This is a genomic window from Anabaenopsis sp. FSS-46 (assembly GCF_029891665.1).
GTDB lineage: Bacteria > Cyanobacteriota > Cyanobacteriia > Cyanobacteriales > Nostocaceae > Anabaenopsis > Anabaenopsis arnoldii.
The window spans coordinates 1-23,514 of the sequence record NZ_JANQDG010000102.1 but is presented as its reverse complement, the minus strand read 5'-3'; the positions used below and the strand labels follow the sequence as shown (position 1 = coordinate 23,514).

The following is a 23,514-nucleotide window of genomic DNA, read 5'->3' as shown; positions in this document are numbered from 1 at the left end:
CCTCCCCCTTACAAGGGTAGGTTTTTTACATTGTCGTGAGGGTAAGACTTGGTGGACAAGGCGGACAAGGTGACAAGGGAGGAAAACAGTACAAAGTCTGTATTCTTAGTCACAAAAATAGCCCATTAAGAGACCATTGTCCGTATAAAATCTTCCTTGTCCACTTTCCTTGCTTGTCTTCGGTGGTCTTGCCTTCACAGATCATATTAAAAACCTACCCCTGTGAGAACCCATCCCCAGGGATGGGTTGGAAACTTCTATCCACGGTTAAACTGAATGTGTTAAACTTAGGTTTAACCGCTTTAACATTGCCGATCGCGCCTGTAAGGCTAGACTATCATCTAGTGGTGACAAGGCGATCGCCTGTTGATACTTCAGCCGCAAAGCAGTTTGAATCAACCAGTCAGCGACAAAAGGATTTTTAGGTAACAAAGGACCGTGGGAATAAGTGGCGATCGCATTCTGATAAAATGCGCCCTCAGTCCCATCCTCACCATTATTACCCAAACCATAGACCACACGCCCCAAAGCTTCCACTTCACCTAGGCGAGTGCGTCCCCCGTGATTTTCAAAACCCACTAAATAGGGTTTAGTTCCGGTCATCTCTGCTAATTCCCGCCCTAAGCGATTAGCTGTAACTTCAACTACCAAATTACCAATACAGCGTTGAGTATTTTCACCGGGATGTACAGAGACTAAATCAAAGATTCCTAAACCTTCAATCCGCTTCCCTAAAGCAGGTTCGTAATATTTACCCAACAGTTGGGGAGAACCACAGGTAAATACTCCCGGTGTACCATTGTGAATTTTATCACCCATAGCCTCCGCTTTTGCGCCCTGTAAATCGCGCATGACAATTTCTTGTTGGCGGTCCTGTGCGCCACCACCAACAATAATATCTACACTGCGAATATCAGCAGCGGTAGAATTTTGGTCTAGGGGAACCACCCTCACATTATACCCCCGCCACTGGGCGCGACGTTCGATGGTAATCACATTACCGCGATCGCCATAGGTACTCATCAGTCGAGGATACAACCAGCCGATAACTAATTCTAAAGTAGAACTCATAAAACCTCAATTACCCCAATTATAACTAATAACTTGGCTTAACTGACTCAGATTAACCACCCATAAACACACATACGTTTTGACTTCCAGACATCGGGAACCATGACAACCTTCGGGTATTATACATAGCTAAAATCTGCCAGTGTTGAATTAAACCTCAGCAATTAGTATTCTATGTAACAGTTTTTTTGTCATATATTCACCATACTGTCAGAGTGTTTTTAGCTATCTCCAAGATTTATTTGTTAATTTTCCAGCCAACAAATTATAATCGGGATTACTTATGCAAGTTATTACAGCTCCTAATATTCCAATCATTGCTGGAGAAAACGCCGTCCCCGTCTCCCAATTACCTCCCATATGGCAAAATATAGCCGCGGGGGTTGCAAATGTGGGACTAGATCACCCCCAGACTTACGTAGAAATGGCTCAGTTGTTCCAATATAAACTGGGGCGGGGTGATGTAGACTTATTTAGTGAACGTCCAGAATTAGCGCCTTTTAAATCAGCATTTTCCCAGCTATTTGGTCAACTAGGTTATGAAACCCTAGAATTTTATGGTCATGATTTCTTGATTGATAGCTATCCAGATTTTAAACAAGTTCTCGCAGATGTAAAATCCCAGGGTAGAGAATCCGCCGATGAAGTGAAAGTCGCACTCATAGGTAGAGAACTGTTTGATGAGTTTGGCTACGAACTACCCGCTAGTTTCTATTATGTCCACCTCGCGCCAATTTACCGAGATCATATATTTGAAGAACGAGCTTTACGCTTTGATCAACGGGATATAGTACACAAACGCTCTTGGGATGCTGTCTTACACGCGGGTAAAGTTTTTGCTGTGCAAATGAAAGTGCAAAGCATCGCCTCTAAATATGGTTTTACCTATCATCATGGTTGCGGTTGTAATTCTCATCTATCTTCCATTGATATCTCTGAGGGAGAATTTAACTATCAAATCAGTGCTGAGAAATATCACAGATGGATTAGAAGTTTTATCTGGACTGCTTGGTATGAATACGCCTTCTTTCCCATCGTTCCTAATACCAGTTATTTAGTCTAAGTCAGTCAGAAGAACCAGGGGTTAAAAACCCCTGTCTGATAGCTAAAGTCGGATAAATCCGACTGGGTGACTCATATCCCCGACTTCTGACTATGAGCTTGTCGGGTAGTGATAAATTTTGCTAGAAGTCGGGGATCTTACCCAGCACAGTCAACACCCACAGCAGCGATCGCCTACAGTCAACGCCCACCCCGCCAGGGGTTAAAAACCCCTGTCTGATAGCTAAAGTCGGATAAATCCGACTAGGTGTTAACTCTAACAGTACAAATGTTGACGGTTGACCGGTCAGAGGTTAAGACCATCGCCTTTAACATCGCCTGGGGGCTGTTTTAATGCACCAGTTAACTATTACCGAGGTTCAATCAAAATAGCTGAAATAGTGATTCTAATGTTCTGAACCTCGGTCGCTTGCTGTATAAGGGTTTCAGCCTTTGACAGACTGGGGTAAAGTCCATTTCAGCCGCCGGTTTTTCTGAACCTCGGAAACTGCCTCTAGACTTCTTACAGGGTAATGGTTTAGAATGCAGGGGTCCCCACTCGCTGGGGACATTATTTGAATGGAAACTTTCGGGAGTGCCCTGTTTCATCCGCGATCGCGTGTCCCCACTCGCTGGGGACATTATTTGAATGGAAACTGGTTAACCATTTCCGCAGAGTCTGCATCTGTGGTAAGGTCCCCACTCGCTGGGGACATTATTTGAATGGAAACAAGGAAACTTCCCCATCAGAAAGTACACTTATTTGTGTCCCCACTCGCTGGGGACATTATTTGAATGGAAACAGGAAACTTCCCCATCCGGAACGACGGTGATTTGTAGTTCGTCCCCACTCGCTGGGGACATTATTTGAATGGAAACCATCGTAGATAGAGGAAGCATCTGCTGGTACATTTATAGTCCCCACTCGCTGGGGACATTATTTGAATGGAAACAGACAAGCTTTTGGGGAATCCCAAATGACAAGAAGTCCCCACTCGCTGGGGACATTATTTGAATGGAAACAATACCCCCCTCCGGGGGACTCTTCCACGGCTATTAGGTTGTCCCCACTCGCTGGGGACATTATTTGAATGGAAACTTTACTCGCGATAGCGAGTTGCCAGTGCTCTGACAAGAGTCCCCACTCGCTGGGGACATTATTTGAATGGAAACAATAGCCTTTCCCTGTCTGAGTCAAGCTCTGTAAAGTCGTCCCCACTCGCTGGGGACATTATTTGAATGGAAACTTCATGTTTGCTCCTTTTTAGCTTGTCTCATCAGGTCCCCACTCGCTGGGGACATTATTTGAATGGAAACGTTCGTCGCCGTCGAGATAGGCAAGAGATTTCCACACGTCCCCACTCGCTGGGGACATTATTTGAATGGAAACCTTCTCTTTCAGTCCCCTTTCCGGTTTCTAGATCACCTGTCCCCACTCGCTGGGGACATTATTTGAATGGAAACTACCTTACCCATACAGCATTACTTTTAGGGTTAAAGGTCCCCACTCGCTGGGGACATTATTTGAATGGAAACCATGATGCCTCCTTAAAGGCTGTAATTGCACGAAAGAAGTCCCCACTCGCTGGGGACATTATTTGAATGGAAACTAGTACGCTGGAAGCTCTGCGGAGAACTCCTTGTGTTCGTCCCCACTCGCTGGGGACATTATTTGAATGGAAACTTTCGATAAGAAACAGAACTATTGCTTCCTGTATGTCCCCACTCGCTGGGGACATTATTTGAATGGAAACCCATTGCTGGCGTTGGAAACGTAGTACGCCACGTATTGTCCCCACTCGCTGGGGACATTATTTGAATGGAAACAGTTAGTTGATATAATAGGATTTGCTAGTTAGTGTTAGTCCCCACTCGCTGGGGACATTATTTGAATGGAAACCTAGGACAAGATCCCCGACCTCTTAGAGAAGTCGGGGATATTTCCCACTCGAACAGTGAGAAGAGAAACGCGATCGCATTGAGAATTGTATGGATTAATTGATGTTTCCCTAGAGACATCAATCGAATGGAAACGAATTAATGATTAAGCCCGGTTTGGGCTGAATATAAAGATTTGTCAACCCAAGAGTCCACTTTCAGTGGACTTTCGCGATTAGCCGGGGAATTCATTCCCTGGCTAATCCAATGATTGTTATCACACATCTTCCCAGTCAACCGTCAACCGTTAACAAATCCAAACCTACCCCCGAATAACTGTAATATTTCTACCTTGAGGACTCAGGGCTATTTCCGTGGTAGTGCGATCGCTGATGGGCGGTAAGTCGGGGCGACGGTCAAATATTACTAACGATTCTGTATCTAAATTTAATTATTCAGTTTTTTGGATGATTGACGCTGCATAGCGATCGCTTAGTTATGGCAATAGGGACAATCTCTGAAAAACAATCAGTATTAATAAGGATTCTGTCTGTATTAGCAGTGGCTTAATGCACGAGATATTTAATGAGAATCTGTAAATTATTTCATCTTCAAGAAATTAACCGGATTTCTGTAGCGAATCTTGCTAATTAGATAGTAGTGGGAGTATTAACAGTTTTTATTCCCTAGTGATCGTTCTATCATCCTGATATTGAACGAGATTCTTGACGTCACGGTAGTCGCCCTGTCTAAGAACAAAGATATTTAAGCTATTGGTGCCACTCTACCCTAACTTCACTCTGCTATCGATATCCTTTGATATCTAGTTGATTTGATGTTTGTCTTCATAGTTTCGTCAGTGTAACTGTCTATTTAACCTTGTCTTGAGGAGTATTTCTATGTCACAACCACCGACGATTAGTATCACCAATCAGGCGGTAGATGCCTTTCCCAGTGGAAATAGTAACTATGGATTTCGGGTTCGTTACACCTTCACCTTCAGTGAACCTGTCACCGGCTTCACCGCTGAAGATATCACGGTTACCAATGGTACTAAGGGAGCATTTACAACAGTCAGCCCCACGAAATACCAATTGTTAGTAACCACTAATGTACTTGACCGTGATACTCCTGGTGACACAGGGTTAGAAGTTTCTGTGGGAGCAGGAGCCGCCTTTAATGTTAATGGGAATCCCAACAGTCCGGCTTCATTGATATCACCATTAGCCCCGATAATTAACTTGGTAGCGGGAGATGACAAAGTTAACAGACAAGAAAGGGTTGATGGTTTTAATATCACTGGTACTGGTACACCAGGGGCAGAAATTATGCTCCGGTTCGATAGTGAGCCTAATAGTAAGAGACCCGGGAAACAAGCTACTGTAGGGTCTGATGGCACATGGTCAATTCCTATTACCGCTGATGATGTTCAAGGTTTTGACTCTGGTGAAGAAGGCATCTTTGTTTATCAAAACTTGAATAGAAATGTTAGCCCTCAGAGAAGTAGATTTATCGAGGTTGATACTCTTGCTATCGACAATATAGGCGCTAATATAAGCGGTGCTACTGGTCTACAAAGTCCACAAAGTCCACAAAGTAGTGTAACTATCATCGATATTACTGACCCCAACACGGGAACACCTCTACAGGAAACCTTTGATACTGTCTTTAGATTCTCTGTAACGGGTTCAACCCCATCATCTCAGGAGCTACAGATTGTCTTTGGGGACGGTAGAACTCAGAGTATTCTCACTACTCCCGGTAGTGCTTCAGGTCTACCTTTTTTTGGTAGGGAGTCTATCCTTGAAGACCTACAGTCATTCCCAATCAGGGTTTCCCCTGAAAATGGTAATATGATGAGGTTTCAATTGCGAGATTTAGCCAATGGCAATATTACCCCCTTAACCATTAGTGATGTTACAGGAAATAATTTTACTCTGACTGGTGGTAACTTGAAGATTGTTGCTGATAGTCTGGGCAGTGCAGATAGTATAGAAATTTTAACCAAGAAAATTGAATTCAATGGTGAGCAACTAGAAGCTATTAACCTGGGTAACCTCGACACTTCTAGAGTGACTGGGGACAGAATCACTGTGAAGGTGGATACTACGCTGTACCGGGAAGCTTTTTTTGATAATCTAGTGGGCTTCTACTTGGCAGACAAAACTACAGGGGCAGTGGTTGACAGGCTAACTGGTGACAGTATAGCTGAACTAGGCGATCGCAATGCATATCTGAGTGCGGTGCGTAACAATGCGGTGCTGACTGGGAACGTTACCAATAACCAAATTATGGACTTAAGCGGCACCTTTCAAGTCAATTCTAGTCTTGACTTGTCAAACTATGTCCTGCTACCATTCTTAGTCGCGAATGGTGACCTCAACTCAGTGAGACCTGACTTTAGTAACCTATTTGTCGCCGGTAATAGCAACCAGATCCGCTTGTTGGGTAACAATGTCTTCGGCTTTGAGGACCTAGCCGGCGGCGGTGACTTCGACTTTGATGATGTAGTCGTCCAGTTTCGAGGACTAAGCGTGGTATAAACTCGCAATTCGTGAGGGAATATCTACGCATACTTATTGTAGAAACCCATCTGACTACGTTGAAAATGGGGTAGTTCATTTAAATCTTGAGAGGCGATCGCAATATCCCCAACCTACTTCAAGTCTCAAGATTGGAGTAGGAAAAATGCCCAACAAACACTTAGTATTAATTGGTGGTGGACATAGCCATGCTATCGTGTTGAAAAACTTTGGCTACCATCCTTTAGCAGGAGTTGATTTAACATTAATTACCCCAGATATTTATACCCCTTACTCCGGTATGTTACCCGGTCATATTGCCGGCTTTTATACTTACCAAGAGTGTCACATCGACTTAGAAAAATTAACTAACTTTGCTGATGCACAGTTATGTATTGATAGAGCGGTGGGACTAGACTTGAAAAAGCGCAGGGTGATTTGTGCTACAAGTCCACCAGTAAACTTTGATATCCTATCTATTGACATTGGCAGCACTCCAGCTACAATCTCTGTACCAGGTGCTGCAGAATATGCTATTGCTGCTAAACCAGTACCAAAATTGTTAGAACATTGGTATGGGCTATTAGAACGTGTAGCTAAAAACCCTGAGCAACCAGTAAGTATAGCTGTTGTCGGTGGTGGTGCGGGGGGTGTAGAGTTAGTACTATCCATGGAAACTCATTTACAGAGAATTAGATCACAAAATCAGGGTTTGACAATTCATTTATTTGGGCGTCAGGAGCAACTGTTACCCAATTATCCCCAATCAGTGCAAGGTCAATTGCAGCAGATTGTCACTCAACGGGGGATAAATTTACATCTAGGGGAAACCGTGGCGGAAATTGCACCCCAACACAGCAATGGGGAAATACCAGAAATGTTGCAGGTAAAATGTGTATCGGGGTTATTGGTAGAGTCCCAAAAAGTATTTTGGGTAACCCAAGCATCCGCACCCCCATGGATAAAAACCACAGGACTAGGTACAGATGAGCAAGGATTTATTTTAGTAGGAGATACCTTACAAAGTCAAACTCACCCAGAGGTATTTGCTGCTGGGGATATTGCGACGATGGTAAATCATCCTTGTCCTAAAGCTGGAGTATTTGCGGTGCGCCAGGGTAAACCATTGTTTGAGAATTTACAAAGAATATTATTAGGTAAGTCTGTGAAAGTCTATAGACCACAGCCAGAATATTTAAGTTTAATCGGGACTGGGGACAAACGAGCGATCGCCACTAGAGGCGCTTTGACTTCATCCCCTCACCGGGTTTTCTGGTGTGGGAAAGACTGGATTGACCGCCGCTTCATGGTACAATTCACGGGCTAGGTGATCTAGGAAACTGGCGATGAAATGGTTTTATGAATCAAATAGTTTGGATTGCCAGACACGCTAACCGTCTGGATTTCGTTCACCCTGAGTGGTTTCTCACAGCAGTCAGACGTTATGACCCGCCCCTGTCTGAAGATGGTATAGTACAAACTCAGCAGTTAGCTCAACGTCTGCAAACAGAAACCATTACTCATATTTTCGCTTCCCCATTTATGCGCACTGTACAAACAGCCAACGCCGTGGCAGAAGTTTTAAATTTAGGGATTAAACTAGAAACAGGTTTGAGTGAGTGGTTAAATCCCCACTGGATGACCGAAGCACCGGAAATACACTCAATTTCTGAGTTAAAGGCACTATTCCCCAGAATAGATTCTGATTATATACCAGTTGTCAGCCCTGAATATCCAGAAACTGAGGTACAAGTACAAGAGCGTTCTGGAAAAACTGCCCAATTGTTGGCTAGTGAATGGTATCCTGAAAATATCTTGCTGGTAGGACATAGTGCATCTGTACAGGGTGCTGCAATGGGGTTAGTAGGGGACATTGCTAAAACAGAAGTCACGGCTTCTTTATGTTCCTTAGTGAAAATCCTGCGCCAGGGATCTGAATGGTTGCTAGAACTAAAAGGAGATACTTCCCACTTGATGGATATAGAGGATTTTCCTTCGTGCATTGGTTGATACGCCCTCTCTTAAAGAGTGTATTTGTTAATGAATGTTAGCAAAAAAGTATCGGAAGTGGTTCGATTTGCTCAAATCCTGAATGAGGATTTTTGACTGCACAGACAAATTAATTAATTCCCATCCTCAATTCTATGACTTTGTTACTAGCAGGAGATATTGGCGGCACTAAAACTATTTTGCGGTTGGTGGACGCTGTAAATTTACATACCATTGCACAGAAAACTTACCCTAGTGGAGATTTTCCCGATTTAGTCCCCTTAGTCCAGCAGTTCCTCCTTGAGCTTCATACCCCCACACCCCAAAAAGCTTGTTTTGCGATCGCCGGACCAGTGGTAGATAATACAGCCAAGCTGACTAACTTAACTTGGTTTCTCGATACCCCCCGGTTAAAACAAGAATTAGGCATTGATTCTATGTGCTTAATTAACGATTTTGCAGCTGTGGGTTACGGTATTTTCGGATTAAGTAAAAAAGACCTGCTAACCTTGCAAGTTGGGAAACACAAACAAGAAGCACCCATTGCTGTTATTGGTGCTGGTACTGGTTTAGGACAAGGGTTTTTAATTAAACAGGGGAACTATTATCAGGTGTTTCCCTCCGAAGGTGGACACGGGGATTTTGCCCCCCGCAATGAGCTAGAATTTCAGCTGTTGAAATATCTACTGGATAAACATGATATTCAACGGGTGTCTGTGGAAAGGGTGGTTTCCGGACAGGGTATAGTCGCAATTTACCAATTTTTACGCGATCGCCAAGTATACAGCGAATCACCAGAAATTGCGGAAATTGTCAGAACCTGGGAAAGAGAAGCCGGACAGATGGAAAAAAGCGTTGATCCGGGGGCGGCCATCGGCGGCGCAGCAGTCCAAGGGAGCGATCGCCTGTCGGTGGAAGCCCTAAAATTATTTGTGGATATTTACGGCGCTGAAGCGGGTAATCTGTCCCTAAAATTACTCCCCTATGGTGGTTTATATATTGCAGGTGGAATCGCCCCCAAAATTCTCCCCCTCCTGCAAAACGGCAATTTTCTGTTAAACTTCAGCCAAAAAGGGCGGATGCGTTCCATCCTGGAAGATATACCCGTGCATATTATTCTTAACCAAGAAGTAGGTCTAATTGGTGCGGCTTTACGTGCTGCTAGATTGTAAAAAACTGGTAAATTACGGATAACCCACCAATTAGCGCTGATAAATTTACCAAGCATGATTAAACGTCGCCAAATTCTCAACACAGCTGCGATCGCCGCAGGAACTGCGGTAACATTAGCTGCATGTAGTCGTAGCCAAACCGCAGCCAACATCCAAACCAGTCAGCCCAATATCAGGTGGCGGATGGCCACCAGTTGGCCGAAATCTCTAGGTATATTTAGCGGTGCAGATACAATTGCCAAGCGAGTCAGAGAAATGACCAACGGACGTTTCACCATTACACCCTTTGCTGCGGGGGAGGTAGTACCGGGGTTACAAGTTATGGACGCGGTGCAAGCGGGAACAGTAGAATGTGGGCATACAGGTAGTTATTATTATACTGGAAAGAACCTAGCTTTAGCCTTTGCTACCACTGTACCCTTCGGACTCAACGCCCAACAACAGAACTCCTGGCTGTATCATGGGGGGGGACTAGAAGCCATGCAAAAAATTTATAGTGACTTCAACATCATTAACTTTCCCGCTGGTAACACTGGGGCGCAAATGGGGGGATGGTTTAAACGACAAATTAACACTGTGGCTGACTTCCAAGGTTTAAAAATGCGTATTCCCGGAATCGGCGGCCAAGTTATAGCTCGCATGGGTGTAAATGTGCAAGTATTACCAGGAGGCGAAATTTTCTTAGCACTGGATCGGGGCGCAATTGATGCAGCTGAGTGGGTCGGTCCCTACGATGATGAAAAACTGGGTTTACACAAAGCTGCCCAATTTTACTATTATCCTGGTTGGTGGGAACCAGGACCGACATTAGATGTTTTAGTTAACCGTACTGCTTGGAATAAATTACCCCCGGAATACCAAGCCATCCTCAAGACAGCAGCTTATGAAGCCAACGTGAATATGCTCTCTGAGTATGACGCTTTAAATGGCCAAGCATTAACCAGACTGACCGCGGGGGGGACTAAATTAGTTCCCTTCAGTCGGGAAATTATGCAAGCATCTCAAACAGCGTCCTTTGAGTTCCTAGAAGAAAATGCTAGTCAGGACAGCACCTTTAAGGAAGTTTACCAACAGTGGAAAGGGTTCCGTCAGCAAGTTTTTGACTGGAACCGTGTCAATGAATTGAGTTATGCTAATTTCTCAATGAGTTGATCAATTAACTTCCTAAATTCGGTAAAAAACTGACAATCCCCGGAAAAGCAATTATTAACAGCAAAACTAGCATTTGCAGCAAAATAAAGGGGATAGCGCCCCGATAAATATCAGATGTGGTGACTTCTGGGGGGGCGACACCACGCAGATAGAACAATGCAAAACCAAAGGGCGGTGTGAGAAAGGAAGTTTGCAGATTTGCGCCTAAAATCACACCGTACCAAATCAAATCAATACCTAACTGTTGAGCTACGGGGACAAATAGGGGTACAACAATAAAAGCAATCTCGAAAAAGTCAATAAAAAAGCCGAGAATAAATACTGTTACCATGCTGACAATCAAAAACCCCGTAGTCCCACCGGGAAGATTAGCTAGGAGATCAAACATAAATTGATCCCCATTCAACCCCCGGAACACTAGACTAAAGGCTGTGGAACCCAATAGGATAAAAATCACCATGGTGGTAATTTTTAAAGTGGCATCGCAAACCTGACCCACAGATGGTAAATTTAGCTGACCGTTAGCAGCAGCAAGTGCGATCGCACCTAGACAACCTACAGCACCGGCTTCTGTAGGGGTCGCAAAGCCAAAAAAGATACTACCCAATACCAAGAAAATCAGAACTAACGGCGGTAGCATGACCTGAAATATCCGTTTTCCCAAGGCTTTACCACCAATGTTGCGCACCTCCGCCGGTAAAGCTGGGGCTAAATCTGGCTTTAAAAATGCCACAATCAGCACATGTAAAGCAAAAGCACCGGACATCATTAAACCGGGAATCAAGGAACCGATAAATAAATCACCCACAGAAACCCCTAACTGGTCACCCAGCACCACCAACACCACACTAGGGGGGATAATTTGCCCCAGAGTACCCGATGCCGCAATTACACCAGTGGCTAATTCTTTGTTATACCCATAACGCAGCATAATGGGTAGGGAAATTAACCCCATAGCCACCACCGTTGCTGCCACCACACCAGTAGTTGCTGCCAACAGCGCCCCCACTAACACCACAGCTAAAGCCAGTCCCCCCCGTAACCGTCCTAATACAATCCCCATAGTTTCTAACAGGTTCTCAGCTATGCCGGATTTCTCCAGCATTGACCCCATAAAGATAAAATAGGGGATAGCTAACAGGGTATAATTAGCCATGATGCCAAAAATCCGCTGTGGCATGGCAGTTAAAAATATCGGGTCAAATACACCCAGGGCAATTCCCACTATGCCAAATATGATTGATACCCCACCCAGAGAAAAAGCTACGGGATATCCCAGGGATAACAGCACCAAAGCCCCCGCAAACATAGCAGGCCCTAGCCATTCATAATCTAGTGTCATGATTTTCCTCCGGGGATATGGCGATCGCTATCGACTCTACCTTGAAGAATGGCCAAGTTTTTAATTACCTGAGAAATTCCCTGAACAATCAACAACACAAAGGAGACAATAATCATGGTTTTGATGGGGTAGCGGGGTAAACCATCAGGGTCTGGGGATGTTTCCCAAATTTCCCAGGAAGCCAGGATACTACCCCAAGAAAAAAATATCACCATCACAGAAAATGGAATTAAAAATAACACTGTTCCCAGTAAATCTGCTAGTGCTTTCTGCCGGGGAGTCCAATTGTTGTAAAACACATCCACCCGGACGTGTTCATTATGCTTTAAGGCGTAACCTGCACCCCAGAGGAAAATTAAATCAAAAATATACCATTGGGCTTCTATGTAAGCATTAGAAGTTAAATTAATGCCAATCAACCGCCCTAAGTATCGCCCTAAAACATTCCATGCGCCAAGTATGACCATGACTAGCACCAGTCCACTGGTTAATTTGCCAATGCGCTCGGTACAGATATCAATGATTTTGGCTATCCTTAATAGTTTTTCCAATGATTATCTCACCCTCTTTAAACTTGCTATTCTAGTGACTAATCTTATGATTTTTCCCGCACAATAGCATCACGTAACGTAAGCCATAGGCACAAAAAAGACCATCATAGGTATAGGTAAGCTAGGGCTGTATTTTGATGGAGTAGGATTGAGCCGACTGGTGCTATAAGATAGGGTTTTTTAAACCATACAACCCAGGGTAAGCAGAAAAATGAACTTTTTTGATAAATTACAAGCTAGTATATTCCAAAATCAAAGTTTACTATTTGTAAGTCTTGATCCAAATCCAGAACTCCTACCAGCAGATTATAAATCTGAGGATATCATTGCTGATTTATATAATTGGTTAGAATCGATTATCCGCGAAACTGCTGATTTTGTCTGTGCTTATAAACCAACTTTAGGATTTTATGAAGCCTTGGGTGTTCCAGGTTTAGAACTGCTAGAAAAAACTTTAGCAGCTATTCCTAGTCATATCCCCATTATCTTAGATGCTAAACATAGTGATTTAAATACCAGCAGTGTGTTTGCTCGCAGGGTATTTACACAATTGAATGTGGATGCTGTGACCCTGAGTCCTTATACAGGACAAGACCATGTAGCACCGTTTTTAGTTTACCTTGATCAAGCGGTATTTATTTTATGCTGCACTTCTAATGCGGGAGCAGAAGCTTTACAAAAATATCCCACAGAAGAATTACCTCTATATTTACAGGTAGTCAAGGAGTCTAGGAATTGGGGAACTCCAGAACAATTAGGTTTGGAGGTGGGGACGACAAACCCTGAGATTTTAGCTCGGATTCGGTCAGTTGCGCCGGAAAGGTTGATTATGGCCCGGAGTATTTGGGCTGGGGGAAGTAATATCAATATCAAGGAAATTTTAGCAGCTGGGTTAAATAGTCACGGTGATGGGTTATTGATTCCTGTTCCTCAAGATATGTTCAGTCAACCCAAATTAGCTGATCATATCCAGTCCTTACGTGCAGAGATTAATCAAGCTAAAAGTGAAATTTTCTCGGAAACTTCTACCTGTACTGTGTGGTTACCTGATGTTTCTGTTGTCAATCTCCACCCCCAACAAGACTTGATTTTAAAACTTTATGATGTCGGGTGCATCATGTTTGGTAGTTTTGTACAAGCATCGGGAGCCACTTTTCCTTACTACATTGACTTACGGAAAATTATTTCCAATCCCCAGGTTTTTAATCAGGTTCTCACTGCTTATGAGAAAATTTTAAATTCTCTTGAGTTTGACAGATTAGCAGGTATTCCCTACGGTTCTTTACCCACTGCTACGGGTTTATCTTTGCGTTTACATTGTCCCCTAATTTTCCCGCGCAAGGAAGTCAAAGCACACGGAACTCGCAGGTTAATTGAGGGTAATTTTGATCCTGGTGAGACTGTGGCGGTGGTTGATGATATTCTGATCACGGGCAAAAGTGTGATGGAAGGTGCCGAAAAGTTAAAATCAGCAGGATTGAATGTTAAGGATATTATAGTCTTGATTGACCATGAACAAGGTGTAAAGGCGAGATTACTAGATCATGGTTATCAAGCTCATTCTGTGTTTACACTGGCGGAAATTACAGAAACACTGTATCAGTGTAGGCGAATTAACCAGGCGCAATTTTTAGCCTTTCGCGAAAGTCAAGGTTAGCACTATTCATGCTTACATAACCACAGTTTCAGATCCCGGAATTTCTGGTTTGAAATTCCGGGTATCTACTCTGGTGGGGAATTGTGGGTGCTCACCTACCTGAACCTCGCTCTAGAAATTGATCTGATTTTGAATAGCTATGAGCAGAAATCGGCAGCAGTAGGAGAATTACAGTTTTATGAAGCATGATTGATATCAGTTCTCAGGTATTCACCTTGAAATCTATATGACTCCCGCCAAATTTGATTCACCCCTAGGTGTGAATCTGTCTGCCAAAATGCTCAATTGAAGAGCAATCGTTGTAGAATTATTCCTTGAAATACAGGAGGGCTAAACAGATGACTCGTGTCATCATTGTGCGCCATGGACAAAGCAGCTATAACATCGAGCGCCGCATCCAAGGACGTACTGACGTGTCAAGATTAACAGAGAAAGGGTGTGCAGATGCTAGTAAGGTAGGAAAAGCCCTCAGTAATATTCCTTTTAGTGCTATTTATACTAGTCCTCTCCAGCGGGCTAAGAAAACAGCTGAGATTATATACAGTGAGTTGGTAACGGAGTCTACAAGGTCTGTAACTCCCCAAGTTGCTGATAACCTGATGGAAATTGATCTACCTTTATGGGCAGAAATGCTCAGTGCTGATGTCAAAGAAAAGTTTACTGAAGACTACTGCACCTGGAAACAACGCCCCCATGAATTGCGGATGTTGGTCAAGGATGGGACAACGGAACATTTTCCTGTCTTAGCTATCTATGAACAAGCGCGGTTATTTTGGCAGGAAATTCTACCCCGTCATCAAGGTGAAACTATCCTCATAGTCGCCCATAATGGCATTAATCGGGCTTTGATTAGTACAGCTTTGGGTATTTCCCCCAGTCGTTACCATAGCTTACAGCAATCTAACTGTTGTATTAGCGTCCTGAATTTTGCTGGTGGTTTAGGGGAACCGGTGCAATTAGAATCTCTGAATCAGACCCAACACTTAGGGGAAACTTTACCCTCTTTGCGACCGGGACATCAGGGAGTCCGTTTGTTGTTGGTACGTCATGGGGAGACGGAATGGAATCGCCAAACTAGATTCCAAGGGCAAATAGATATCCCCCTCAATGATAATGGTAGAGAACAGGCCCAAATCGCCGGAGAATTTCTCAAAGATGTGGTGATTGATTTTGCTGTTAGTAGCTCTATGCTCCGCCCCAAGGAAACCGCAGAATTGATATTGAACCACCATCCTAGTGTAAACTTAGAGTTACAAGATGGTTTGAGAGAAATCAGTCACGGACTGTGGGAAGGTAAATTAGAAACAGAGATAGAGCAAGAATTCCCCGGAGAATTGCAGCGCTGGCGACTCGTACCCGCCCAGGTACAAATGCCAAAAGGGGAAAACCTAGAGCAAGTTTGGCAGCGTAGTGTAGCATCTTGGCAAGGAATTATAGAAGATGCGATGGCAAAACAACTCAAAACCGGTTTGGTGGTAGCCCACGATGCTACTAATAAAACTTTGCTGTGTCACGTTCTCGGTTTATCGGCTGATAATTTCTGGAACTTCCGCCAAGGTAATGGCGCTGTAAGTGTAATTGACTATCCATCTGGTCTAGATGGGTTACCAGTGCTACAAGCAATGAATATTACCAGCCACTTAAGTGGAGGGGTACTAGATAAAACTGCGGCTGGCGCTTTGTAAAAAACAAGTCTTTTGACCAGAAAAGACCATGGTGGTTAAAACCACCAATTGGCCTCCCTCTCAGGGCTAAAGCTGCTGATTTTCCCGCTTACAACCATATTTTTATGACAGAACTGCTAAAAAAAGTAAGGGTAATTAGTCCTAATTTAAAATCTGACGAGATAGCTGATGTACTCATAGCTGATGGTAAGGTCGCCGCGATCGCCCCGGATATTTCTGATATTCCCGCTGACACTACTATTCAAGATTGTCAGGGATTAATTCTGGGCACAGGATTAGTAGATTTGTATAGTCACTGTAGTCAACCGGGATTTGAACAGCGAGAAACGCTGTCATCTATGTTACAAGCTGCATCTGCGGGAGGGTTTACCAGAATTACTATTCTCCCAGATACATCTCCAGTTGTTGACCATCCGGCTATGGTAACACAGTTGCAGCAAACCCCTCCCCCTCACCCCCACGCCCGGAAACAGGAGGGGGAGTTAAAGTTACACCCTCAAGTTTACGTTTGGGGAGCTATCAGCCTAGATTTAGCAGGGAAGCAATTGACGGAATTAGCAGATTTAGCTGCTGCGGGGGTCGTGGGTTTTACAGATGGTCAGCCTTGGGATAATTTAGGGTTTGTACAGCGAGTCCTGGAGTATCTCCAACCCTGGGGTAAACCGGTGGCTTTTTCCCCTGGCGATCGCCTATTATCCGGTCATGGGGTGATGCGCGAAGGTGTCGCGGCTCTGCGTTTCGGTTTACCCCCTGTACCAGCGAGCGCGGAAACTACCGCCCTGGCTGCTTTGTTAGAATTGGTCGCCGCTACAGCTACACCAGTACACATTATGCGGGTGTCTACCGCTCGCAGTGTGGAACTCATCGCCACCGCTAAGGCTGGGGGTTTACCCATCACCGCTAGCACTACTTGGATGCACTTATTGCTTGACACGACGGCAATAGCCAGTTATAATACTAGTCTAAGGTTGGAACCACCTTTAGGTAACCCCAATGATGTAGAGGCTTTACGGGGTGGGGTGAAAAATGGTGTGATAGATGCGATCGCCATAGACCATGCACCTTATACCTATGAGGAAAAAATGCAAGCCTTCGCCTCGTCACCTCCAGGGGCGATGGGTTACGAGTTAGCATTAGCCCTACTCTGGCAGAATTTAGTCGCAACTGGTAAATTTACGGCTTTAGAATTATGGGGCGCTCTCAGCACTCACCCAGCGGAATGTTTACAACAGCAACCCAGTACAATTACCACCGGTGCGGGTGAGATGATCTTATTCGACCCCCAGGAAACCTGGAAGGTTGAACCCCAGAACCTGTATACGCTCTCTAGTAATACACCTTGGCTAGGAAAACAACTTCAGGGACGGGTTGTAAAAGTTTGGCATCGCTAATAGGGATTATGGATAAGTTTACTCTACGGGTATATATGGAGTAGGATGGTGTAATTTGTTGAATCACTGTTAAGTATGGTGGGTGATGACGACAGGAAGCGATAAAAAAACTTTTTTTTCGCACTAGTTATTTTCACTGAGAGGAATTGACAGGTAATTGTAAATTTTATCACTGTTAAGATTTGGGTTGATGGAAATTTTGATAGAAATTTTAAATGATTGTGACTAGATAGGATAAGGAGAATAGAATGAGAAAATATATCATTTTTGGGGTTGTGAATTTGAGAAAATAAGAAAATATATCATTTTTGTGGTGAGAGGGGTTATAAGTAGTTGTGAGGAGAGAATCTAGATAGTGGTCTAGGGTAGTTAGTATTTGAATGTTTAATTTTAACAGGGATTATCAGTAATTGTGACTAAGTGTAAAATCCCCACCTAGTCAATAGGTGGGCTAGTGTGAAATTCTCCTTGACATTTCTTCAAGAATATGAAAGAATGAGTGGAGGTTAAACAAATTATATTTAATTAAATATAATTTGTTTTTCTCCAGTTTTTTGTTAAATGCCCTGGTGATTAGGGCATGGTTGTTGTTTAGGCGATCGCACATAGTTAGCAGTTTGAATCCCTGATAGGGATTGTAGGTAGTTGTGACTGTTTATTATGTGTCGTTCAACTAATCACATTCTGATTGATCCCCCCAACCCCCCCTTAAAAAGGGGGGCTAAATTCTTTTGAGAAAGCGTTTAAGGTTAAATGCGTAAAGGGTAGCTACCGCCTTTAAAAAGGGGGCTAAATTCTTTGGGATGTAGCAACCCAAACGGAAATCGCCACACTCACCGGACATTCATATGGGGTTAGTTCAGTAGCCTTCAGCCCGGATGGTAAAACCTTAGCTTCTGAGGGTAGGGATGGTATCAAACTGTGGCAAAGGCGTTATTAATCCACACCCAGATTATTTAATTAATTAAATTAACCTTCCTAGAACTCACTTTCCAGAAAATTATAAAGTTAGGGGTGGGGAAGTTCAATCAAAATAACTGAAATAGTGTGGATACTAAAACCTGTTCATTGCTTACTTTCAGGCATCTTTGCAGCTACAGTGAGTTTAAAACCTTGATAGTTAGTTGATATTCAACTCTATTACCTTGCTCGCGGTATAATTGCGCTGCTCTTTGGAAGTTTTCCCTGGCTTTGTTGATATGTCCTAGCTCAAGGTAAACAGCGCCGCGACCAATATAAGCTAGAGCTAAATTAGGATTAAGTTTAATAGCTTGGTTATAATCAACCAGTGCTAATTCCCATTTCCCCTGGTCATAGTAATCAATACCGCGCATGAGGTAAGTTTCGGCTAAATCGCGATTAGACTGACTTTGACTGTAAAGTATTGGGGGTCTTTGACTAACTACTTGGGAATTTTTTATAGTTAACGCCTGGTTTTGATTGGTTTGACCCCAAGTGGGAGTAGCACTGAGGGTGAATGTCAGTGTTGTTAAGGCTATAGCTTTAGGTAGTCCTATTAATTCCATGGATTTTACCTTTGATGGTTAGTTGAATATTTAACGGTATGTGTACTTATAAGAAGAAACAGCAAAAGTTTAAATAGATGAAATTTATAATATTATGCTCTGGATATAATAAATAACATATTTATTTTGTTTACTCTCAGTAATACTATTTAGGTAATCTTGTCATCTATCTAAAGATAGATTTTTGAGAATATGAAAATTTTAGGGTAGTATTAACCCCTCACATTACGAAGAGATAGGGATATGTGGATTACAGCAGAGCGATCGCCTAAATACTGTTTTAATGCACCAGTTAACTATTACAGAGGTTCAATCAAAATAGCTGAAATAGTGATTTTAATGTATAGAACCTCGGTTGCTTGCTATGTAAGGGTTTCAGGAGTTCTGTTAGTATGCTAAAGTCCATTTCAGGCGTTAAGTTTCTTGAACCTCGGAAAGTGCCTCTAGACTTCTTACTGGGACTGTGTTTAAAATGTAAGGGTACGCTTCCCTCTGGGAAGTGGAATTAATGGAAACTTCACTGATGTCTGTTTACGGTTCACTGATGTCTGTACGCTTCCCTCTGGGAAGTGGAATTAATGGAAACCAACCAACGAATCACTTAGCTCGAAAGCTAAAGACTTGAAACCCGATAGTACGCTTCCCTCTGGGAAGTGGAATTAATGGAAACTCATCTCCATAGATACGGTCCACATACACTGCTAGCGTACGCTTCCCTCTGGGAAGTGGAATTAATGGAAACGGGATTTTTGTTTAGTACCCAAATCTAACCTGCGATGTACGCTTCCCTCTGGGAAGTGGAATTAATGGAAACTTTGGGACTTGGGGAATGATGGTACTGCTACACCAGTACGCTTCCCTCTGGGAAGTGGAATTAATGGAAACCTAACAGCAGCAACTCATCCTCTAAATCTATTTCACCGTACGCTTCCCTCTGGGAAGTGGAATTAATGGAAACTTTTGTTTTAGGAGACTTTAAAAAAAATGACTGAAGTACGCTTCCCTCTGGGAAGTGGAATTAATGGAAACGAATACGCGAGTTCTAAAGCCCTCAGCAATTTCTGCAAGTACGCTTCCCTCTGGGAAGTGGAATTAATGGAAACAGTCTATCAATAATCATAGAGCCATTTACCTCGTAGAATGTACGCTTCCCTCTGGGAAGTGGAATTAATGGAAACCTTTGAGGATTCTTACAATAATATTAGTTCTGATACCATGTACGCTTCCCTCTGGGAAGTGGAATTAATGGAAACAGACTCATATGTCTGGGCTTTGCCCACTTGGAAAGTGTCCAAGTCGTACGCTTCCCTCTGGGAAGTGGAATTAATGGAAACCCCACGACTCCGCCTCTTGAGGTAATGTCGGATTTGTACGCTTCCCTCTGGGAAGTGGAATTAATGGAAACTCAAAAAATCGTTCATCGACAGATTGTCGATGGAAAAGTACGCTTCCCTCTGGGAAGTGGAATTAATGGAAACCTCCTCATCGTCGCTCCAGTCAATGAATTCTTCACGTACGCTTCCCTCTGGGAAGTGGAATTAATGGAAACACGCGTAAAACCTTGAGGGGCTTTAGAATTGCTCGGTTTGTACGCTTCCCTCTGGGAAGTGGAATTAATGGAAACACTTTCATGTTCCAGAGACGAATCCCATCAGCACTTGTACGCTTCCCTCTGGGAAGTGGAATTAATGGAAACGTTAATAAACCTATTAACGACAAATCCCGACATTGATATGTACGCTTCCCTCTGGGAAGTGGAATTAATGGAAACTATTTTCCACGTGTATTCATAAAACTCCTCTGTAATGTACGCTTCCCTCTGGGAAGTGGAATTAATGGAAACCGACTGTAATGGTTATTGCAGTCGGTTTGTATATATAGCTGTGGGGAATATCGCCAAACCTCGCCACTGTTTTACAGACTCCATGCTATTGGCGAGTTTCCATCTGTCGCTATTTGGCAAGATTTAAGTGAAGGGCGGCGATCGCACTCCTCAACACAAGGTCACTAGTCTAGACAATCTATATTATCTAGCATAAGAAGTTAGACCTAATTACTTGAATGCAATTAAGGTATTTTTGATATGCCTATTAGGTGTGCGATCGCAGCATATAAGCTATTAAACGAAATTACCTTTATGTTGCATTCACAGTGTTAGCAGGTGATGACAGACTGGTAAACCACCGGTGAACTAACAGTAAGTTACTGGTATGGGTACTTTAAATAATGCTTGACAATTACCTTTACACGTGACAATTATTGGGTAACACGTCATTATATAATGTCCCCCAAGACTAAATTAACTACCAGTGGTAACCTAAGATGAATGAGCCACAACCAGGGAAATTTGATGTAGTACTAGGTGGTACTGGTAACGCTCCAGAAAATGCCCTGGTCTTAGGGGGAATCCAAGGGGCGCAGCAGAGATATAAGAACCCTGACCCCAAGGTGAGGATAAATGCGATATCCCAAGCGCTCAACTATGGGGAGGATGGGGTTAAATTAGTTCTCCAAGCTTTAACCACAGATGAATCAACCGATGTCAAGGATGCGGCTTATAATCTTCTGTCCTCTAGAGATAATAAGTCTATTCAGGTCATTGATGCTTTAAAAGCTTATGAACTATCTCCGTCGCGACAGAGATATAAGAACCCTGACCCCAAGGTGAGGATAAATGCGATATCCCAAGCCTTGAACTATGGGGATGATGGGATTAATTTAGTTCTCCAAGCTTTAACCACAGATGAATCAGATGATGTCAAGTATGTCGCTTATAATCTCCTGCGATCTAAAGACAATAAGTCTATTCAGGTTATTGATGCTTTACAAGCTTATGAACTATTTTTATGGCGGGAGATAGCTACACTCACCAGACATTCAGATGGGGTTCGTTCAGTAGCCTTCAGCCCGGATGGTAAAACATTAGCTTCTGGGAGTTGGAGTGTTTTCGTCGATTCCGAAAAGACCATCCGACTGTGGGATGTAGCAACCCAAGAGGAAATCGCCACCCTCAGAAGACATTCAGGTTCTGGGGTTAGTTCAGTAGCCTTCAGCCCGGATGGTCGTACTTTAGCCTCTGCAGGTGCATATGGGGATAACACCATCAAACTGTGGAATATCGCCACCCGTCGGGAAATCGCCACCATCAGGGGACATTCAGATACGGTTAGATCAGTAGCCTTTAGCCCGGATGGTAAAACCTTAGCTTCTGGGAGTGGGGATAAAACCATAAAACTGTGGGATGTAGCAACCCAAAAGGAAATCACCACCCTCACCGGTCATTCTCACTTGGTTCATTCAGTAGCATTTAGCCCGGATGGTAAAACCTTAGCTTCTGCGAGTTTCCAAACCGTCAAACTGTGGGATGTCGCCACACGTCAGGAAATCGCTACACTCAGGGGACATTCAAGTTCGGTTTGGTCAGTAGCATTTAGCCCGGATGGTAAAACCTTAGCTTCTGGGAGTAGGGATAAAACCATCAAACTGTGGGATGTAGCCACGGGAAAGGAAATCGTCACCCTCACCGGACATTCAGATGGGGTTATGTCAGTAGCATTTAGCCCGGATGGTAAAACCTTAGCTTCTGGGAGTAGGGATAAAACCATCAAACTGTGGCAAAGGCGTTATTAATCCACGCCCACAATCTTTAATTAAACACACTAAGCTTCCTAGAACTGCACTTCCAGGGTTCTGAGGATTAACTTCCGATCAGTAGCGAACTGCTTGCAGCAGCGCTTCGCGACCGCTCAAAAATAATCAAGAAATCAGGTTAAAATGCCCGAAACTCATAGATAATATTTGGTTGATTCTGTCAATGCGTAGGTCCTAATATAATAGGGTGATATCAAGTATTGAATTGAGACTGTTGCCGACGCGAAAACCAAGCAATGATGGTGGTAGTCTTTTTCAGAAACTTAATTGGAACACAATCGCGTCTGGCTAAGGCGTGTAAGTCTACACCAGGGATAACCGCTCCCATACCCCCTTTGAAGTAGAAGGTAAAGTCTAGCTTTGTCTAGGTTTTATATAGCAGCTATTAATTAAAGTGTCCTTTCCCCGGATATTGAAGGAGACAGCGATCGCTTACTACCCAAAGGCGATCGCTTTAATTTCTTCTTGTATCCTCATTTGTAATGTTAATTCTATTCCGTAAAACCGTGTAACTTCTGGCATAAATATCACTATAAAACTGAGATTAAATGAGATTAAAATTTATTATAGCTTCTTTCAAGGATAAAAACTAATGTCAGATCATAATTTTCCCAAATAATTAATGTGTAAACTTAAAGAGTTCACCTATTACCAAAATTATGATCAATCGCTGGTTTAATATTGCAGGTCCTTGTAACCCTAAAAAAAACTATACCATCTCAACCACCAGTCGTTTACCCGATTTATCAACTTTAATTGAACAAGAAAGTTATTTTGTCCTACACGCACCACGACAAACAGGGAAAACCACCGCCATGTTATCCCTAGCAAAACAACTGACTGATGCCGGAAATTATGCGGCAGTTATGGTATCTGTAGAAGTAGG

The 23,514-nt window shown here is 43.3% G+C and carries 16 protein-coding genes, 1 pseudogene and 2 CRISPR repeat arrays; of the genes and pseudogenes, 12 read left to right on the top strand and 5 right to left on the bottom strand.

The genetic code is table 11. The features are described from left to right. Nucleotides 1-267: 267 nt before the first annotated feature. Nucleotides 268-1,071, bottom strand: coding sequence for a type 1 glutamine amidotransferase (locus NWP21_RS11890; protein WP_280792865.1), 804 nt, complete (start codon nucleotides 1,069-1,071; stop codon nucleotides 268-270). A 283-nt stretch (nucleotides 1,072-1,354) separates the two neighbouring features. Between NWP21_RS11890 and NWP21_RS11885 the strand changes: the two genes are divergently transcribed. The 6 genes from NWP21_RS11885 to NWP21_RS11860 all read left to right on the top strand — a co-directional run bounded on the left by NWP21_RS11885 (nucleotide 1,355) and on the right by NWP21_RS11860 (nucleotide 10,825). Next, the gene (locus tag NWP21_RS11885; protein ID WP_280792864.1) at nucleotides 1,355-2,134 is read left to right on the top strand and encodes a hypothetical protein; all 780 of its coding nucleotides are present in this window, start codon (nucleotides 1,355-1,357) and stop codon (nucleotides 2,132-2,134) included. A gap of 529 nt (nucleotides 2,135-2,663) precedes the next feature. Beyond that, nucleotides 2,664-4,012: direct repeats of the CRISPR family, unit length 36 nt; unit sequence GTCCCCACTCGCTGGGGACATTATTTGAATGGAAAC. An 877-nt stretch (nucleotides 4,013-4,889) separates the two neighbouring features. Then, nucleotides 4,890-6,533, top strand: coding sequence for an Ig-like domain-containing protein (locus NWP21_RS11880; protein ID WP_280792863.1), 1,644 nt, complete (start codon nucleotides 4,890-4,892; stop codon nucleotides 6,531-6,533). A 145-nt stretch (nucleotides 6,534-6,678) separates the two neighbouring features. Beyond that, nucleotides 6,679-7,839 (top strand): FAD-dependent oxidoreductase, encoded by a 1,161-nt coding sequence (locus NWP21_RS11875; protein ID WP_280792862.1) that lies wholly within the window; start codon nucleotides 6,679-6,681, stop codon nucleotides 7,837-7,839. A 32-nt stretch (nucleotides 7,840-7,871) separates the two neighbouring features. Next, nucleotides 7,872-8,522 carry a histidine phosphatase family protein gene (locus tag NWP21_RS11870; protein ID WP_280792861.1) on the top strand — a complete coding sequence of 217 codons (651 nt, stop codon included), beginning with the start codon at nucleotides 7,872-7,874 and terminating at the stop codon, nucleotides 8,520-8,522. Between the two features lie 134 nt (nucleotides 8,523-8,656). Further along, the gene (locus tag NWP21_RS11865; RefSeq protein ID WP_280792860.1) at nucleotides 8,657-9,673 is read left to right on the top strand and encodes a glucokinase; all 1,017 of its coding nucleotides are present in this window, start codon (nucleotides 8,657-8,659) and stop codon (nucleotides 9,671-9,673) included. Between the two features lie 57 nt (nucleotides 9,674-9,730). Beyond that, entirely contained in the window at nucleotides 9,731-10,825 is a 1,095-nt protein-coding gene (locus NWP21_RS11860) for a TRAP transporter substrate-binding protein (RefSeq protein ID WP_280792893.1), read from the top strand. Between the two features lie 4 nt (nucleotides 10,826-10,829). Here NWP21_RS11860 and NWP21_RS11855 read toward each other — a convergent pair whose 3' ends face one another. Continuing rightward, a complete protein-coding gene (locus NWP21_RS11855) occupies nucleotides 10,830-12,167 on the bottom strand; it encodes a TRAP transporter large permease subunit (RefSeq protein WP_280792859.1) in 1,338 nt (445 codons plus the stop codon). Next, a complete protein-coding gene (locus NWP21_RS11850; RefSeq protein ID WP_280792858.1) occupies nucleotides 12,164-12,718 on the bottom strand; it encodes a TRAP transporter small permease subunit in 555 nt (184 codons plus the stop codon). The genes NWP21_RS11855 and NWP21_RS11850 overlap by 4 nt, the downstream gene beginning before the upstream one ends. A gap of 211 nt (nucleotides 12,719-12,929) precedes the next feature. Here NWP21_RS11850 and NWP21_RS11845 point away from each other — a divergent pair, with 211 nt between their 5' ends. The 4 genes from NWP21_RS11845 to NWP21_RS11830 all read left to right on the top strand — a co-directional run bounded on the left by NWP21_RS11845 (nucleotide 12,930) and on the right by NWP21_RS11830 (nucleotide 18,391). Beyond that, nucleotides 12,930-14,375, top strand: a complete 1,446-nt coding sequence (locus NWP21_RS11845) for a bifunctional orotidine-5'-phosphate decarboxylase/orotate phosphoribosyltransferase (RefSeq protein WP_280792857.1) — start codon at nucleotides 12,930-12,932, stop codon at nucleotides 14,373-14,375. A gap of 338 nt (nucleotides 14,376-14,713) precedes the next feature. Next, entirely contained in the window at nucleotides 14,714-16,060 is a 1,347-nt protein-coding gene (locus NWP21_RS11840) for a histidine phosphatase family protein (RefSeq protein ID WP_280792856.1), read from the top strand. 104 nt (nucleotides 16,061-16,164) lie between these two features. Then, nucleotides 16,165-17,451: a dihydroorotase gene (locus NWP21_RS11835; RefSeq protein ID WP_280792855.1), complete on the top strand. Its 1,287-nt coding sequence runs from the start codon at nucleotides 16,165-16,167 to the stop codon at nucleotides 17,449-17,451. A 793-nt stretch (nucleotides 17,452-18,244) separates the two neighbouring features. Continuing rightward, nucleotides 18,245-18,391 (top strand): hypothetical protein, encoded by a 147-nt coding sequence (locus NWP21_RS11830; RefSeq protein ID WP_348519776.1) that lies wholly within the window; start codon nucleotides 18,245-18,247, stop codon nucleotides 18,389-18,391. Nucleotides 18,392-18,545: 154 nt separating this feature from the next. On the opposite strand, the gene NWP21_RS11825 is transcribed toward NWP21_RS11830, so the two are convergent. Continuing rightward, nucleotides 18,546-18,977 carry a tetratricopeptide repeat protein gene (locus tag NWP21_RS11825; protein WP_280792854.1) on the bottom strand — a complete coding sequence of 144 codons (432 nt, stop codon included), beginning with the start codon at nucleotides 18,975-18,977 and terminating at the stop codon, nucleotides 18,546-18,548. A 480-nt stretch (nucleotides 18,978-19,457) separates the two neighbouring features. Beyond that, a CRISPR array of direct repeats spans nucleotides 19,458-20,820; the repeat unit is 36 nt; unit sequence GTACGCTTCCCTCTGGGAAGTGGAATTAATGGAAAC. A gap of 479 nt (nucleotides 20,821-21,299) precedes the next feature. On the opposite strand from NWP21_RS11825, the gene NWP21_RS19075 reads away from it, so the two are divergent. Further along, on the top strand, nucleotides 21,300-22,607 hold the full coding sequence (locus tag NWP21_RS19075; RefSeq protein ID WP_348519775.1) for a hypothetical protein: 1,308 nt from the start codon (nucleotides 21,300-21,302) through the stop codon (nucleotides 22,605-22,607). Nucleotides 22,608-22,821: 214 nt separating this feature from the next. On the opposite strand, the gene NWP21_RS11815 is transcribed toward NWP21_RS19075, so the two are convergent. Beyond that, nucleotides 22,822-22,956, bottom strand: coding sequence for a hypothetical protein (locus tag NWP21_RS11815; RefSeq protein WP_271763628.1), 135 nt, complete (start codon nucleotides 22,954-22,956; stop codon nucleotides 22,822-22,824). Between the two features lie 331 nt (nucleotides 22,957-23,287). On the opposite strand from NWP21_RS11815, the pseudogene NWP21_RS11810 reads away from it, so the two are divergent. Continuing rightward, nucleotides 23,288-23,514 (top strand): annotated as a pseudogene (locus NWP21_RS11810) (ATP-binding protein); the annotation flags it as partial.

Coding starts and splice junctions, on each gene's coding strand:
- NWP21_RS11840 (WP_280792856.1), top strand. CDS start 14,714: ATGACTCGTGTCATCATTGTGCGCCATGGACAAAGCAGCTATAACATC.
- NWP21_RS11845 (WP_280792857.1), top strand. CDS start 12,930: ATGAACTTTTTTGATAAATTACAAGCTAGTATATTCCAAAATCAAAGT.
- NWP21_RS11815 (WP_271763628.1), bottom strand. CDS start 22,956: ATGGGAGCGGTTATCCCTGGTGTAGACTTACACGCCTTAGCCAGACGC.
- NWP21_RS11855 (WP_280792859.1), bottom strand. CDS start 12,167: ATGACACTAGATTATGAATGGCTAGGGCCTGCTATGTTTGCGGGGGCT.
- NWP21_RS19075 (WP_348519775.1), top strand. CDS start 21,300: ATGAATGAGCCACAACCAGGGAAATTTGATGTAGTACTAGGTGGTACT.
- NWP21_RS11890 (WP_280792865.1), bottom strand. CDS start 1,071: ATGAGTTCTACTTTAGAATTAGTTATCGGCTGGTTGTATCCTCGACTG.
- NWP21_RS11885 (WP_280792864.1), top strand. CDS start 1,355: ATGCAAGTTATTACAGCTCCTAATATTCCAATCATTGCTGGAGAAAAC.
- NWP21_RS11865 (WP_280792860.1), top strand. CDS start 8,657: ATGACTTTGTTACTAGCAGGAGATATTGGCGGCACTAAAACTATTTTG.
- NWP21_RS11880 (WP_280792863.1), top strand. CDS start 4,890: ATGTCACAACCACCGACGATTAGTATCACCAATCAGGCGGTAGATGCC.
- NWP21_RS11825 (WP_280792854.1), bottom strand. CDS start 18,977: ATGGAATTAATAGGACTACCTAAAGCTATAGCCTTAACAACACTGACA.
- NWP21_RS11875 (WP_280792862.1), top strand. CDS start 6,679: ATGCCCAACAAACACTTAGTATTAATTGGTGGTGGACATAGCCATGCT.
- NWP21_RS11870 (WP_280792861.1), top strand. CDS start 7,872: ATGAATCAAATAGTTTGGATTGCCAGACACGCTAACCGTCTGGATTTC.
- NWP21_RS11835 (WP_280792855.1), top strand. CDS start 16,165: ATGACAGAACTGCTAAAAAAAGTAAGGGTAATTAGTCCTAATTTAAAA.